The 14,971-nt window shown below is 37.1% G+C and carries 12 protein-coding genes; 8 read left to right on the forward strand and 4 right to left on the reverse strand.

Going from position 1 to position 14,971, the window contains the following annotated elements; translation table 11 throughout:
* The first annotated feature begins 91 nt into the window (after positions 1-91).
* Entirely contained in the window at positions 92-1,789 is a 1,698-nt protein-coding gene (gene lysS / locus MUW56_RS18090) for a lysine--tRNA ligase (RefSeq protein ID WP_292014498.1), read from the forward strand.
* A 33-nt stretch (positions 1,790-1,822) separates the two neighbouring features.
* On the opposite strand, the gene MUW56_RS18095 is transcribed toward lysS, so the two are convergent.
* The 3 genes from MUW56_RS18095 to MUW56_RS18105 are packed head-to-tail and all read right to left on the reverse strand — an operon-like array spanning position 1,823 to position 4,693.
* Positions 1,823-2,338 carry a ClbS/DfsB family four-helix bundle protein gene (locus MUW56_RS18095; RefSeq protein WP_292014499.1) on the reverse strand — a complete coding sequence of 172 codons (516 nt, stop codon included), beginning with the start codon at positions 2,336-2,338 and terminating at the stop codon, positions 1,823-1,825.
* A 10-nt stretch (positions 2,339-2,348) separates the two neighbouring features.
* On the reverse strand, positions 2,349-3,353 hold the full coding sequence (locus MUW56_RS18100) for a cytochrome d ubiquinol oxidase subunit II (RefSeq protein WP_292014500.1): 1,005 nt from the start codon (positions 3,351-3,353) through the stop codon (positions 2,349-2,351).
* Positions 3,350-4,693 (reverse strand): cytochrome ubiquinol oxidase subunit I, encoded by a 1,344-nt coding sequence (locus tag MUW56_RS18105; RefSeq protein ID WP_292014501.1) that lies wholly within the window; start codon positions 4,691-4,693, stop codon positions 3,350-3,352. Before MUW56_RS18105 ends, MUW56_RS18100 begins: the two co-directional genes overlap by 4 nt.
* Positions 4,694-4,927: 234 nt before the next feature.
* Between MUW56_RS18105 and gyrB the strand changes: the two genes are divergently transcribed.
* From gyrB to MUW56_RS18140, 7 genes are all read left to right on the forward strand, one after another.
* Positions 4,928-6,862: a DNA topoisomerase (ATP-hydrolyzing) subunit B gene (gene gyrB / locus MUW56_RS18110; RefSeq protein ID WP_292014502.1), complete on the forward strand. Its 1,935-nt coding sequence runs from the start codon at positions 4,928-4,930 to the stop codon at positions 6,860-6,862.
* A gap of 82 nt (positions 6,863-6,944) precedes the next feature.
* Entirely contained in the window at positions 6,945-7,367 is a 423-nt protein-coding gene (locus MUW56_RS18115) for a DUF5684 domain-containing protein (RefSeq protein WP_292014503.1), read from the forward strand.
* Positions 7,368-7,813: 446 nt separating this feature from the next.
* Entirely contained in the window at positions 7,814-8,455 is a 642-nt protein-coding gene (locus tag MUW56_RS18120) for a DUF3857 domain-containing protein (RefSeq protein ID WP_292014504.1), read from the forward strand.
* Positions 8,397-9,707 (forward strand): DUF3858 domain-containing protein, encoded by a 1,311-nt coding sequence (locus MUW56_RS18125; RefSeq protein ID WP_292014505.1) that lies wholly within the window; start codon positions 8,397-8,399, stop codon positions 9,705-9,707. Before MUW56_RS18120 ends, MUW56_RS18125 begins: the two co-directional genes overlap by 59 nt.
* A 2-nt stretch (positions 9,708-9,709) precedes the next feature.
* A complete protein-coding gene (locus MUW56_RS18130; RefSeq protein WP_292014506.1) occupies positions 9,710-11,650 on the forward strand; it encodes a transglutaminase domain-containing protein in 1,941 nt (646 codons plus the stop codon).
* A 96-nt stretch (positions 11,651-11,746) separates the two neighbouring features.
* Positions 11,747-12,574, forward strand: coding sequence for an RsiV family protein (locus MUW56_RS18135; RefSeq protein WP_292014507.1), 828 nt, complete (start codon positions 11,747-11,749; stop codon positions 12,572-12,574).
* 43 nt (positions 12,575-12,617) lie between these two features.
* Positions 12,618-13,469, forward strand: coding sequence for a diacylglycerol kinase family protein (locus MUW56_RS18140; protein WP_292015438.1), 852 nt, complete (start codon positions 12,618-12,620; stop codon positions 13,467-13,469).
* A gap of 145 nt (positions 13,470-13,614) precedes the next feature.
* Here MUW56_RS18140 and MUW56_RS18145 read toward each other — a convergent pair whose 3' ends face one another.
* Positions 13,615-14,895 (reverse strand): dicarboxylate/amino acid:cation symporter, encoded by a 1,281-nt coding sequence (locus tag MUW56_RS18145; protein WP_292014508.1) that lies wholly within the window; start codon positions 14,893-14,895, stop codon positions 13,615-13,617.
* Positions 14,896-14,971 lie beyond the last annotated feature (76 nt).

Genomic DNA, 14,971 nt, shown 5'->3' on the forward strand with positions numbered 1-14,971 from the left:
ATTCACGATTCACATTTTAAAATTTCTTAAAAAAGCCATTGATGGTCAACTCAAAAATGCCTAAATTTGTACGCTTTTAGAAAAATAAGAAATGCAATTATCAGAACAAGAAATCATTAGAAGAGAAAAGCTGAATAAGCTTACTGAAATGGGGATTAATGCGTTCCCGGCGGATGAGTATACCATTACAGATACTACAGAATCTATAAAACAGGACTTTTCTGAAAGTAAACAGGTAAAGATCGCTGGTAGATTAATGTCCCGCAGAATTCAAGGAAAAGCTTCTTTTGCAGAATTGCAGGATTCTAAAGGAAAAATCCAGGTTTACTTCAACAGAGACGAGATCTGTCCGGGGGAAGATAAAGAGTTATACAATGAAGTATATAAGCACCTTTTGGATATCGGAGATATTATCGGTATCGAAGGAGAGCTGTTTACGACCCAGGTAGGAGAGAAAACTGTTTTAGTAAAGAACTTTACCCTTCTTACAAAAGCTTTACGTCCGCTTCCTCAGGCTAAAACTGACGAAAATGGAGTAGTACATGACGGATTTACAGACCCTGAGCTAAGATACAGACAACGTTATGTGGATTTAACGGTAAACCCTCAGGTGAAGGAAATTTTCGTGAAGAGAACCAAATTGTTCAACGCGATGAGAACTTTCTTCAATGAAGCCGGATATTTTGAAGTGGAAACCCCTATTTTGCAGTCTATTCCAGGAGGGGCAGCAGCAAAACCGTTTATCACGCATCACAATGCATTGGATATTCCATTATATTTAAGAATTGCCAACGAATTATATCTGAAAAGACTGATCGTAGGTGGTTTTGACGGAGTATATGAATTCTCTAAAAACTTCAGAAATGAAGGGATGGACAGAACCCATAACCCGGAGTTTACCGCCATGGAGATCTATGTAGCTTATAAAGACTACAACTGGATGATGGATTTCACTGAGAAATTATTGGAATTCTGTGCTATACAGGTGAATGGAACTACAACGGCTACATTTGGAGAGCATAATGTTGATTTCAAAGCGCCTTATCCTAGAGTTTCTATGACGGAAGCCATCCTGAAATTCACAGGTTTTGATATCACCGGAAAAACTGAGCAGGAATTATATGATTTTGCGAAGTCTATCGGAATTGAGGTGAATGAAACTATGGGCAAAGGAAAATTAATTGATGAGATCTTCGGTGAAAAATGTGAAGGAAACTTCATTCAGCCGACTTTCATTACAGATTATCCGGTGGAAATGTCTCCATTGACTAAAAAGCATAGAAGCAAAGAAGGTTTAACGGAGCGTTTTGAACTAATGGTCTGCGGAAAAGAAATCGCAAATGCATATTCTGAGCTTAATGATCCAATCGACCAGAGAGAGCGTTTTGAAGCTCAGATGGCTTTATCAGAAAGAGGTGACGATGAAGCGATGTTCATTGACCAGGATTTCTTAAGAGCGCTTGAGTATGGTATGCCGCCAACATCAGGATTAGGAATTGGTATGGACAGATTGATCATGTTCTTAACGAATAATGCCTCTATCCAGGAAGTATTATTCTTCCCTCAGATGAGACCTGAAAAAGCAGTGCCGCAGATTGAATTAGGAGAAGATGAAAAAGTAATCATTGAAATCCTTAATTCTCAGGAAGAAGCTATGGCTTTAGCTGAAGTAAAAGAAAGAAGCCAGCTATCAGGTAAGAAGTGGGATAAAGCTTCTAAAACTTTGACAAAGAATAATCTTGTGAAAGTGGATAAGATTGATGATCAGCTTTTAATGAAACTGGTATAATTTTAAACAAAATAATATAAAAACCGGTACAGATTACTCTGTGCCGGTTTCTTTTTTCCATTTTCGCAATGGTGCTCTGAAGTTTTTAAACGGAGCTACCGTATTGATGTGTATCCATTTCCAGACAGGCCATTTGGCTGCTGTTGTAGCCCATTTTCTCTGCCCGGGTACGAATAAAGTTTCGGGGTCAAGGCTTTCAAACCATTGGATGATTTCATCGACCTGTTTTTGAAGGATCTCCCTTTGATCATGCAGGCTGTAAAAACCGTACTGATCATAAAAAGATTGATATAGACCTCTTAAATTATTCCATTTATATTCCGGAGCAGGCGTTTTCACGTCTATTCCTTTCTTTTCATCAGATTCCCACTGCAAAAGCAAATGAGTCCAGCCGATCTGATAAGAGATGTTTTGTGAAGGAGTTTTGTCAATCCCGGATTTTACAAGGTCTTTTTCCTCTTCTCTGATACCCTCAAATTCCTGATCATAAAGCCGGTAGTTTTTCTGTAAGGCTTCAATAAGTTCGGTTTTATTACTGTACTGCTGCATGAGATAGGGTTTATTTTCTCTGTTTACTGAATGAAGCCATCAGATAAAACAAAAACGGAAGGATAAATAATGAACCCAGCATAAGGGCCCATCCCAAGGCGGCAATGGTTTTTGGCGGTGCCATATGGGTGAGCAACGAAAGGTGCTGTCCGTTTCCGAGTAAAATAATATCAGGATTATGCTGATAGGTTGCTGCTACAAGGATCATGACCATCTGAAAACCGGCCAGAGCCCGTACAGGTAGCAGTTTTTGTCTGTTCATTGCCCGAAGGATAAGTAATAACGCAATCGTAGCAAAAGCAATTGCCATAATCCCCAATGGTTTTGAGAATATCCACATCAGAAGCGGAATATCCGAAATATAAGCTGTAAAAAATACAAGAACTCCGGTAATGACTACAAAAATCATAGTCTGCTTGGATTTTCTGATCATCAGTACCAGATCGGCTTTATCTCTGGTCTCTCTCAATGAAAAGATGGAAGCGAGATAAGCACAAAGCGCTACGGTAAATAAGCCTACAGAAACGCCAAACCAGTTCAGCCAGCTGAAAATATAAAGATCGAGGAAACCTGTGGCATCAGGATTGATGGAATGTGAAACCGTTGCTGCTGCTATTAACCCCAGGAAAAATGGAGTTAACAGGCTTGCATAGTAAAATATTTGCGTATATAATACCTGCCAGTTATCTTTCACGGCATCATAATGTCTGAAGGTAAAAGCTGTTCCCCTCGCAATAATACCCAAAAGCATCAATACTAAAGGAATGTGGAGGTAAGTAGACATTGTGGTATAGATTTCAGGAAATCCTACAAAAAGAATTACAATAGCGATGATAAGCCACATATGATTGGCCTCCCATACAGGAGCAATAGATTCATACATGATCTCTTTGGTCTTATGACGGGCTTTTTTATTCGTGAAAAGTTCCACGATACCCGCTCCGAAATCAGCCCCGCCCAGAATAATATAAAGACAGATGGACAGCCATAGAAAGCCTATAACAATGTAGATCATGATTTCTTGTTTTTATCGTTAAACTGAGAGTCTGTAGGGTCGTAAAGTTTGGGAACCATCTGTATCTGCCTTCTTAAAAGGAAAATAAGGATCAGTGATAATGAGATGAAGATCGCTGTAAAGAAATAAAATGAATACTGTATTCCGGGCATCGGTGTCACAGCGTCTATTGTTCTCATGACTCCATAGATAATCCAGGGCTGCCGTCCTACCTCAGTAACGGTCCATCCCGCCTCTAAAGCAATATATCCGAAAGGAGTGGCGATTAAAAAGGTCTTTAACAACCAGTTTTTACTCAACCATTCTTTCCTGAAGAAGAAGGCATACAGGTATACGATCCCGATACATATCATTATGACTCCAAAGAAGATCATAATTTGAAATGCATAATGGGTAACAGCTATTGGAGGCCATTCATCTCTTGGGAAATCTTTCAGACCCTTTACTTCAGCGTTGAAATCATTGCTTACCAAAAAACTTAATACTTTTGGAATTTTAACAGCATATTTAATTTCACCTTTTTCTTCATCAGGAATTCCACCGATAACAAAAGCGGCTCCTTTCTCTGTTTCAAAATGGGCTTCCATGGCTGCCAGTTTAATGGGCTGCCTTTCCGCAACAGATTTTGCGGCAATATCCCCACTTAATGGTGCTCCGAAAGCTCCGATAAGGGCAAAACCAACTGCAATTCTGAAAGCTTTGGTATGGAATTCAATATTTCTTTTCTTAATAATTAATAAGGCGTGAACACCGGCAACAGCAAATCCGGTAGCACAAAATGCAGCCACAGTCATATGGAGCGCCTGGGGAAACCACGCATCGTTGAACATCGCTTTGATAGGGTCAATATTCATATATTGCCCATTAATATAATCGAAGCCGGCAGGAGAATTCATCCAGGCATTGGCGGCTACTACAAGAATTCCTGATGCCAGTCCGCTTACTCCTACCAAAAAACCGCAAAACCAATGAAACCATTTGTTGAAGCGTTCCCAGCCATACAAAAAGAAGCCAATAGCAATAGCTTCAATGAAAAATGCGGTTCCCTCTAAAGAAAACGGCATTCCAAAGATAGGACCTGCGTGTTTCATGAATCCAGGCCAGAGAAGCCCCAGCTCAAAAGACAGCATTGTTCCGGAAACAGCCCCGGTAGCAAATAAAATAGCGACTCCTTTACTCCAGGCTTTTGTGAGTCCTTTATATATTTCATTATTGGTTTTTAGGTATTTCCAATGGGCAAAGGCCATTAAAAAAGGCATCACCATTCCCACACAGGAAAAAATGATATGAAAGCCCAGGGATAAGGCCATCTGCGCACGGGCAGCAATAAAATCATCCATAATATCAACTTTTGAGTAAATAAATTTACGTATAAATTATTGATGTAGAGTATGATTTAAAACAGCTGGTATTTCAGAAATACAACTTAATTTTAAATCTTTTATGATGCTATCAGTCTTTATGTTTTAAGTAAGAAAACTCTACATTTTTTTGACATTTTTTAACTTTCATACCTCGAAAAAAATCACGATATTTGTAAGTCTTTGCATATAGCAAGATTTTTAATATTTAATATGAGTCAAAAACAATATACAGCTAGTAGTATTCAGGCATTGGAAGGAATGGAGCACGTACGTATGCGTCCTTCAATGTACATTGGTGATGTAGGAACGAGAGGTCTTCACCATTTGGTTTATGAAGTAGTAGATAACTCTATTGACGAAGCGTTGGCAGGATACTGCGACACGATCTTTGTTGCCATTAAAGAAGGAAACGGAATTGAGGTAAGCGATAATGGTAGAGGTATTCCAGTTGATTTCCATGAGAAAGAACAGAAATCTGCTCTTGAGGTTGTAATGACAAAAATCGGAGCCGGAGGTAAGTTCGACAAAGATTCCTATAAGGTTTCAGGAGGTCTTCACGGGGTAGGGGTTTCGTGTGTGAATGCACTTTCCAATGAAATGGTAACTACAGTTTACAGAGATGGGAATGTTTACCAACAGATATATTCTAAAGGAAAAGCCCAGACTCAGGTTGAAGAGATCGGACATAGTGAAAAAAGAGGGACAAAACAGTTTTTCCAGCCGGATGATACCATTTTTACGGAACTGGTTTACAACTATGATACATTAGCAACCCGTTTAAGAGAGCTTTCTTATCTTAATAAAGGAATTACAATTACACTTACTGATGAAAGAGAGACATTAGAAGATGGCTCTTTCAAAACAGAAATTTTCCATTCTGAAGGAGGATTAAAAGAGTTCGTTGCTTATATCGATGGCAGCCGTGAATCTATCATGGAGCACGTTATTTTTATGGAAGGCGAAAGAGATGATATTCCTGTTGAAGTGGCGATGCGTTATAATACGTCATTCAACGAAAATCTTCACTCTTATGTTAATAATATTAATACCCACGAAGGAGGTACTCACCTTGCAGGTTTCAGAAGAGCTTTAACAAGAACTTTAAAGAAATATGCAGACGAATTGGGGCTTCCGGCAAAAGAAAAAGTAGAAATTACTGGTGATGACTTCCGTGAAGGATTAACAGCTGTAATTTCTGTAAAAGTAATGGAACCTCAGTTTGAAGGACAGACTAAAACAAAATTAGGAAACTCTGAAGTTTCTGGTGCTGTTGATAAGATTGTAGGGGAGATGCTTACTAACTTCTTGGAAGAGAACCCTAATGAAGCTAAAGTAATTGTTCAAAAAGTGGTTTTAGCTGCCAAAGCTAGACAAGCTGCGAAAAAGGCTCGTGAAATGGTTCAGAGAAAATCTCCGATGGGAGGTTCCGGTCTTCCTGGAAAATTATCTGACTGTTCATCTAAAGATCCGGCTGAATCTGAGCTTTTCCTTGTAGAGGGAGATTCCGCAGGTGGAACTGCTAAACAGGGAAGAGACAGACATTTCCAGGCTATTCTTCCTTTAAGAGGTAAAATCCTGAATGTAGAGAAATCTATGCTTCATAAAGTATATGATAACGAGGAAATCAGAAACATCTATACCGCTCTTGGAGTATCTGTAGGTACTGAAGAAGATAGCAAAGCTTTGAATATGGTGAAGCTTAGATATCATAAAATTGTGATTATGACCGATGCTGATATCGATGGATCTCACATATCTACCTTGATTCTTACCTTCTTCTTCAGATATATGAAGGAACTTATTGAAAACGGATATATCTATATTGCTCAGCCGCCTTTATATTTATTGAAGAGAGGTAACAAAAAAGTGTATGCTTATAACGAAAAAGAACGTGAAGAGTTTACATTGGAAATGTCTCCGGATGGGAAAGGAGTAGAAGTACAACGTTACAAAGGTCTTGGAGAAATGAACCCTGAGCAGCTTTGGGAAACGACCCTTAATCCTGAACACAGAATTTTAAAGCAGGTAACTATTGATAATGCTGTGGAGGCAGACAGTGTTTTCTCAATGTTGATGGGAGATGAAGTTCCGCCACGAAGAGAATTTATCGAGAAAAATGCAAAATATGCAAAGATTGATGCATAAGCATTTGTAAAATATATAAAAAAAGCTTCTGATTATTTAGAAGCTTTTTTTATATTTGAGGGAACCAATAAAAAATAATAATATGTTAACTCTTTTACAAACAGACCCTTATGAAGGGGTAGATGCAGTTTCAGGTGCAGCCGCTGCCGGATTAGGGATCGGATCCTTATTCATTGGCTTACTTTTCTATATATTTTATGGATACTGCATGTACAAAATCTTCCAGAAAGCAGGAAGAGAAGATGCATGGGCAGCTTTTATCCCTATTTATAATATCATCGTTCTGCTGGATATTGTTAAAAAACCGATATGGTGGATTATATTATTCTGTTTCCCTTTTGTAAATCTATTTGCAAGCTGGGTAGTGAATGACAGATTGGCCAAAGGGTTTGGAAAGGAAACTCCTTTATATACCATTCTGTTGTTTTTCTTAGGATTTATTTTTATTCCTGTGCTGGGGCTTGGAAGTGATACCTACGACAGCAAAAGAATTCCCAATGATTAAAAAATTACAATATAAATACAATAAAGACTTCAATTCTGGAGTCTTTTTTTGTTACATATCTGATTCATTAATATTGTCGAATTTATTGTACACCCGTCTTACATTAATTCTACAGTATTTGAATTATGTAAAATGTCAATTAGTATTACATTTGAAATAATGATAACATTATAAATTAATGGAGATATTAATAAAAATTAATATTCCCATTCAATAATTTTGCATACTGAGAAAGTCTGAAAAACATACTTAAAATCATCCTGAAATAAGTTACAATTTTCTTTAATGAAGAGTTTTAATTGTCCATTCATCAGCTTAAGCAGGTAGATTTTAGAATAATACTTTCTTTAGTATTAATAAAGATTTCACTAGGTGGAGTATTTTTTTGTGCAAACCTATTTAAGAGTTCCCAATATTTTATTATGTTTGCACAATTTTTAATAACTATGATGAAAATATTCTTTCTTGGAGCTTTATCCGTAGCTTCATCTTACTTTGCACAGAGCTATCCTGTTTCTGCAATTCCTGAAAATTTAAAAAAAAATGCAAACGTAGTGGTTCGGAAAGACTTTACTACCGTTAGTATTAATAAAGTAGATGAAATAAAATACCAGTTCAATACGGTGAAAACTGTTTTAAATAAGGACGGTAATGATAAAGCCGTAGCCTATATCCCTTATAATAAAGGAAACAGCATTTCAGATGTAAAGGTGACCATCTATGACGGAGCCGGTAAGAAAATAAAAAGTTTTTCCAAATCGGATTTTGGTGATTTTGCCAATAACCGTCAAGGGATCTTTTATTCGGATAACAGGATTTTGGTGTTTAATTATACCCCAACAGACTATCCGTATACGGTGGATTTTTCTTATCAGATTTCTGACAAAAATACCGTTTTCATTCCTGATTTTGTGCCGTTTTTTTCCACCAACACATCTTTAGAAGAAGCGGAATTTAAAATTATCAATACCTCCGGAATCGAACTTAGGACAAAGACCTATCCGTCAAAGTTTAATTATACATCTGTTATTGAAAGCGGAAGCGCAGGGGAAAAAAACATACGCCTACAAAAATGTTCCGGCCATTGATGATGCTTTGTTAATTCCACAGCCTATTAAAATTTTACCCAAAGTAAGTTTTTCCCTTACGAAATTTAACCTGGCAGGGAAACAGGGAACTTTAAATAACTGGACAGACTTCGGAACCTGGTATTACAATAACCTTGTGGAGCCGGTTGCTGTTTCTACTCCGGCGATCAAAGCGGAAATAGCATCTTTAAACCTGCAGGGTTCCGTAGAGGATAAAGTAAAGAAGATTTATCAGTACATGCAGGCTAAAACCCGATATATCTATGTAGGGTTGGGAATTGGGGGATGGCTTCCCATGCTGCCTGATGAGGTGGATAAAAAAGGGTACGGGGACTGTAAAGGTCTTACCAATTATATGAAGACTTTATTGAATGAAGCAGGAATACCGTCTTATTATTGCGTTATCAATTCCGAACCTTCCCAGGTATCATTTGATCCGGATTTTCCAAGAATGGGAGGAAATCACGCAATTCTAATGGTACCTACGGAGAACGGGAATATCTGGCTTGAAAATACATCACAGCAGACCGGGTTCAATCACTTAGGGTACAGTACAACAGACCGAAATGTGCTTTCTGTAAAGAAAAATGGAATAGAATTGATCAGCACTCCCGTGTATTCTGCTGATCAGAATAAAGAAAAACAGATCCTGAAAATAAAAGTAGGGGAAGACAACAGTATTTCGGGAGAAGGAAATTTTCACTATACGGGAAGCCAGTATGATTATAATTTAGGATTTACAGGCCTTAATCCAAAAGAAAGAAATGATGCCTTGAAAAATTCTTTAAATGTTCTGAATTTTGAAAAAGTTGAAATGAAAAATTTTGTCAACGATAAGGATAAAGCTTTTATAACCTATGATGTAGATTTTAAAGCCAATAATTATGCGAAGAAAGCGGGAAACAGCCTTATATTCAGAGCTATTCCGATTTTTTCCAACAGTATTTACAAAACAGATGAAAGCCGCGAACTTCCTTTCGAAATCAGACAATCTTTCGAAGATGAGTATGAAATCAGTTTTATCCTTCCTAAAGGCTACAAGATCGATGAAACCCCTGAAGATACTCATGTGAAATCTGAATTTGGCTACTATACCCTAAGCTTTGCCAAGAATGGAGAAGAACTTAAGGTAAAAAGAAAAATACAGGTCAATAAAGGAACTTACCCCAAAGAAAAATATAATGAATATGTAAATTTCAGAAAGAAAACAATAAACATGGACAATTCAAAAGTTTTAATTACAAAAATATAACGATGAGAAAAATAGTACTGGTACTGGTTTGCGCTGCAAACTTAGCATTTATTAAAGCGCAAAAGCATGAGTTTTTAGATCCCCCAAAATTTTCGGATGCCGATTTATCTAAAGCCAAATCATTATTGGATGAAAATGCAGCTGCTGAGGTTTTATATAGATCTGTACATTATAGAATTGATGTATCTACAGGTGATTTGCACAGGGAATATGTTTATAGAGTAAAGATTTATAATAAAGATAAGGCTGAAGACTGGCTGAATGTTGAAGTTCCGCTTTATAAAAGTGGTAATGATCAGGAAGTATTGAACAAGTTTAAAGCATTTACTTACAATCTGGAAGATGGAAAGGCTGTTCCGGTAAAGGTTGAAAAAAGTTCTAAATACAAAAGTAAAGAGAGCAAAAATACAACAATTACCAAATTTGCTTTTCCGAATGTGAAAGACGGCTCAGTATTAGAATATCAATATGAGGTACTGTCTCCGTTTGCATTTTTATATACTATTCCTGAGGCTCTGATAGAATTGGATACGCCTTCCCTTTATACAGAATATATTTTAGACGCTCCCGTTAGTATATCTTATAATATCAACTATACCGGAAGTTTGGTGCCTAAACATAGGGATATTTCGGACAGAACTCTGTATGGAGCCCAATATAAAACATACAGGTTCGGCTTCGAAAATGTAAAAGGATTTAAAACAGAGAAATTCGTTAGAAATGACAGAAATTATCGTACAAAAATAAGTGCGGAACTTCATTCTACCAATTTTAAGGAAGTGAAGCTGTATTCCTCTTCTTGGGAGCAGATCAAAAAAAGACTTTATGAAAATGAGGATTTCGGCGGGGAACTGAAAAAAACAAAACTGGCGAAAGAAAATATGCCGGCAGGTATTTCAGAGATGAAAACCGACCTTGAAAAGGCAAATGCTATTTTCAAATATGTTCAGAAAACGTTTACGTGGAATAAAGATAGAGGAATTTACACCGAAGACGGTATAAAAAAAATGATAGAAACAAAAACGGGGAATGCGGCAGAAATCAATCTTTTTTTAGTAATGCTTCTTCGTGAGGCGAACATTAAAGCTGATCCGCTTATTATTTCTACTGTGGATAACGGCCTGATCAATATTGTATCTCCTAATGTTACCAATACGAATTTTGTATTGGCTGCCGTAGAAACTGCCGGAGGTCTTCAAACGTTTGATGCAACATCGAAACAGTCTTCGATGAATGAACTTCCTTTGAGGGACTGGAACGAATATGGTATTTTAGTGGGTAAAGACAAGACTTTACAGCTGCAGATGACCAATACCAAACCGGGAAATACTTTCCTTACCGTAGAGGCTAAAATTAATGAAGACGGGAGTGTTTCCGGTGCCTATTCCGATAGAGATACCGGTGTTTTCGCCATGTATGTTAAAGATGATTACGATGAAAATCCTGACAAATATAAAAAGCAGTATAAAGAAAACTTTTCGGTAGATTTTACAGACATTACTTCAAAAGTACTGGAAAATGGTGAATTTGAGAGTACTATGAAATTTTCATCAAACGAAATGATTGATAAAGTAGGAAAAAAACTGATCATCAATCCCATGTTGTTTTTAAATAAAAATTCAAATGAGTTTGATCAGACGGAAGCCCGAAAGTATCCTATTGATTTTGGAGCTTCCTCTACGAAAGTAAAAAAAGTAACTCTTGAAATTCCGGAAGGATATACCATTGATGAGATGCCTAAAAACAAAAAGATCGTTACAGAAGATAAAGAGATAGAATACAGCTATATAGTTGAACAGAAAGGGAATAAACTGGAAGTAATTTCTACCACTAAAATTGCGAGCCCGGATTATCCAAAAGAATATTACCCTGCATTCAAGCAGATTTGGGGTGTTGCTTCAAAACACGAAAACCAGGTGATCAGTTTAACTAAAAAATCATAAAGAACAGATTTGAGGATTTGTGTATTAAAAAAATAAAATTTTTCAAAAACCATTCAAAAGATGAATGGTTTTTGCTTGTATATAAAAAATGAAATTATGAAAAATACGATTGCCGCTTTGGCCCTGTCTTCCCTGTTTGCTGTTACTGCCTGTAAAAAAAATGAAACAGCGGAAACCGCAAAGGAAAAAACAGAAAATAAACAATCTGAAGGGTTTATAGTAGATTCTGTGAAAGTAAGTGATTCTACAAAAATTACAGACTCATTGAAAGTTTCGTATACCTCAAAATTGTTGGTTTTTCCAGGATTAAAAAATAAAACGCTTTTAGACAGCATTTATTTTCAGGATAAAGGAATAAAAGATTTTTCGAAAACCGGACTTCAAAATTATCTGGAAACCGGAAAAAAAGACTATTTCTCTTCTGTGAAAAATGATAATAAAGATTGGGTTAGCGATATGACCTATGCTCAGAATTGGTATTCCAGCTCTTATATGAATCTGATTTCCAATGCTAATGGATATATGCATATTCAATATGTTGGAAGCGGGTATGAAGGAGGAGCGCATGATAATTATGGATTCTCAGAAAGAGTTTTTGATCTTAGGAATAATAAAAAACTGGAACTGAAAGATATTACTTCAATGCCCAAGGCTAAAATTGAGGCGATCCTGATGAAAAATATTAATAAGATGAATAGCGGGACGACGGACGAAAACGGTGAAGTAAAAAACTCGGAAATGTTACTGGTAGAGAAAATTCCGGCGACCAATAATTTCTATTTTGATGATAAAAATCTGTATTTCCATTACAGTCCCTACGAAATTGCAGCTTTTGCAGCAGGAGATATTACGATTCCTATTTCCTGGGAAGAACTTATAGGAACGTTAAATACCGAATTTAAAGAAAGAATGAAAATTAAATAAATTAATGCTTCCGGATCAGGAAGCATTGTTTATTTTTGCGGTAATGGAAAAAGTAGCTTTTATCATCAATCCTTTTTCGGCTAAAAAAAATTATCAGCCATTTCTGAACGAACTTAAAAACAAAGTTGGCAATCCTCTGTATTACGTTTCCGAATCTATTCCCGGGACCGATGATTTTATTCAGTCCCATTTTGATAAGGTAGATATTTTTGTTGCTATTGGAGGGGACGGAACGATTTCTACAGTAGCTAAAAATTTGATCTCCACAGATAAAATTCTGGCCATTTTTCCGGCAGGTTCAGGAAACGGATTCTCCAATGAAACCCGCTTCAGTAAAAACCTGGATGAGCTTTTGGAGAAAATAAAAGCGAAAAAATCCAGGAAGATTGATACCTTTACGGTGAATGACAGACTTTCCATTAATGTTTCGGGAACAGGATTTGATGGCAAGGTGGTCAAAGAATTTGAAAAAACAAGCCGTGGTTTCAAGAATTATATCAAAGTATCCCTAAAAACGTTCTTCAATTATAAACCGATCAAGGTCAAGTTTTTTGAAGAAGAATATAAGCAGTACAACGGAAGGTATCTTATGCTGAATATTGCCAATACCCGTCAGTTTGGAAACAATGCCTATATTGCGCCAAAAGCCAGTAAGAGCGATGGGCTGGTGGACATGGTTTTGGTAAAGAAATTCCCTTTAACCTATTCTGCGCTGTTTGCTTTCAGGATGTTTACCAAGAAATTAAAGGATGACGAATATGTTACCTATCTTCCGGTTTCTGAAATTTCCTTTCAGGTCAATACCAAAAACTGGCACCTTGATGGTGAATTCAATAAGATCAAATCGCCTGTTCATGTTAAAGTACAGCCGTCTAGTCTTAATATTCTGGTTTAAAGTTTAAAGTTGATTGTTTCCCGTAATGCAATCCCTGGTTTGGATCTTTGTTTCCAAATTTACTGTTCACCTGTGAAGCAAAATTCATTCATGAAGAGCAAGGTTGAAAGTATAAGGTTGCTTGCCTGATCTCTGCCACCTGCCATCACATTTCCAGTTTTTTCTCAACTTCAGCCGGATGATCCAGGCAGTATTGAAGCTGTTCTTTATCCAATTGTTTTTCCCAGTTGGCAACTACGATCGTGGCTACGGAATTTCCAATCACATTGGTCAATGCCCTGCATTCGCTCATGAATTTATCAATGCCCAGTATCAATGTCATTCCTGCAAGAGGAACTTCAGGAACAACTGCCAGCGTTGCAGCCAGGGTAACAAATCCTGCTCCTGTAACTCCTGCAGCTCCCTTCGAACTAAGCATGGCCACCAGAAGAAGGATCAGCTGTTTTTCCAGGGGAAGATGAATATTGAGCGCCTGCGCTATAAAAAGAGAGGCCAGAGTCATATAAATATTTGTTCCATCCAGATTGAAAGAATAGCCGGTGGGCACTACCAAACCTACAATAGCTTTTGAGCAGCCTGCTTTTTCCAGTTTTTCCATCAGGCCGGGAAGAGCTGATTCTGATGAACTGGTTCCCAATACCAAAAGAAGTTCTTCTTTAAGGTAAAACAAGAGCTTGAATATATTCACTCCGTTATACCATGCTACAGCTCCCAAAACCACCACAATAAAAAGGATAGAAGTAATATAGAAGGTTGCCACCAGGAATATCAGGTTCAGAACAGAATGAAGCCCGTATTTTCCTATGGTAAAGGCCATTGCTCCAAAAGCACCTATAGGTGCCAGCTTCATTAATATATGAACGATCTTGAATATGGGGGCAGATAAGTTCTGTAGAAAATCCGTTACCTTCTGGCTTTTTTCTTTGGTTAAAACCAGGGCAACACCCATTAAAATCGCTACAAGGAGAACCTGAAGAATATTGTCTCCTACTAGCGGACTGAAAAGCGTATCCGGGATAATATTCATGATGAAGCCCGTAAGCGTTGACTCATGAGCTTTCGCCTTATATTGTGAAACGTCTCCTGAAAGGGTAACAGGATCAATATTTAAACCATGGCCAGGCTGCAGGACATTGCCTACAATTAAACCGATAATCAGCGCTAATGTTGAAAATGTAAAAAAGTAGAGCATTGCTTTTACGGCAATTCTTCCCACCTTTTTAAGATCCGTCATATGGGCAATTCCCAGGGTAAGGGTAATAAAGATAACAGGAGCAATAATCATTTTTACTAATTTAATGAAACCGTCACCCAGAGGTTTCATGCTTTCTCCTACTTCTGGATAGAATTTTCCTAAAAGAATACCTGCAATAATTGCGATGATAACCTGAAAATAAAGCTGCTGATAAAATTTTTTTGATTTCAAAAGGAAATGTTTTTAAAGGGCGAAATTATGAATTTTTTCTAAAAACATGATAGAAGTCATAGAATTTGAAGAATAT

The sequence above is a fragment of the Chryseobacterium sp. genome (assembly GCF_022869225.1).
Classification (GTDB): domain Bacteria; phylum Bacteroidota; class Bacteroidia; order Flavobacteriales; family Weeksellaceae; genus Chryseobacterium.

What these genes read in the sequence shown, in the direction of transcription:
- lysS (WP_292014498.1), top strand. Translation starts at nt 92, where the DNA reads ATGCAATTATCAGAACAAGAAATCATTAGAAGAGAAAAGCTGAATAAG.
- MUW56_RS18095 (WP_292014499.1), bottom strand. Translation starts at nt 2,338, where the DNA reads ATGCAGCAGTACAGTAATAAAACCGAACTTATTGAAGCCTTACAGAAA.
- MUW56_RS18100 (WP_292014500.1), bottom strand. Translation starts at nt 3,353, where the DNA reads ATGATCTACATTGTTATAGGCTTTCTATGGCTGTCCATCTGTCTTTAT.
- MUW56_RS18105 (WP_292014501.1), bottom strand. Translation starts at nt 4,693, where the DNA reads ATGGATGATTTTATTGCTGCCCGTGCGCAGATGGCCTTATCCCTGGGC.
- gyrB (WP_292014502.1), top strand. Translation starts at nt 4,928, where the DNA reads ATGAGTCAAAAACAATATACAGCTAGTAGTATTCAGGCATTGGAAGGA.
- MUW56_RS18115 (WP_292014503.1), top strand. Translation starts at nt 6,945, where the DNA reads ATGTTAACTCTTTTACAAACAGACCCTTATGAAGGGGTAGATGCAGTT.
- MUW56_RS18120 (WP_292014504.1), top strand. Translation starts at nt 7,814, where the DNA reads ATGATGAAAATATTCTTTCTTGGAGCTTTATCCGTAGCTTCATCTTAC.
- MUW56_RS18130 (WP_292014506.1), top strand. Translation starts at nt 9,710, where the DNA reads ATGAGAAAAATAGTACTGGTACTGGTTTGCGCTGCAAACTTAGCATTT.
- MUW56_RS18135 (WP_292014507.1), top strand. Translation starts at nt 11,747, where the DNA reads ATGAAAAATACGATTGCCGCTTTGGCCCTGTCTTCCCTGTTTGCTGTT.
- MUW56_RS18140 (WP_292015438.1), top strand. Translation starts at nt 12,618, where the DNA reads ATGGAAAAAGTAGCTTTTATCATCAATCCTTTTTCGGCTAAAAAAAAT.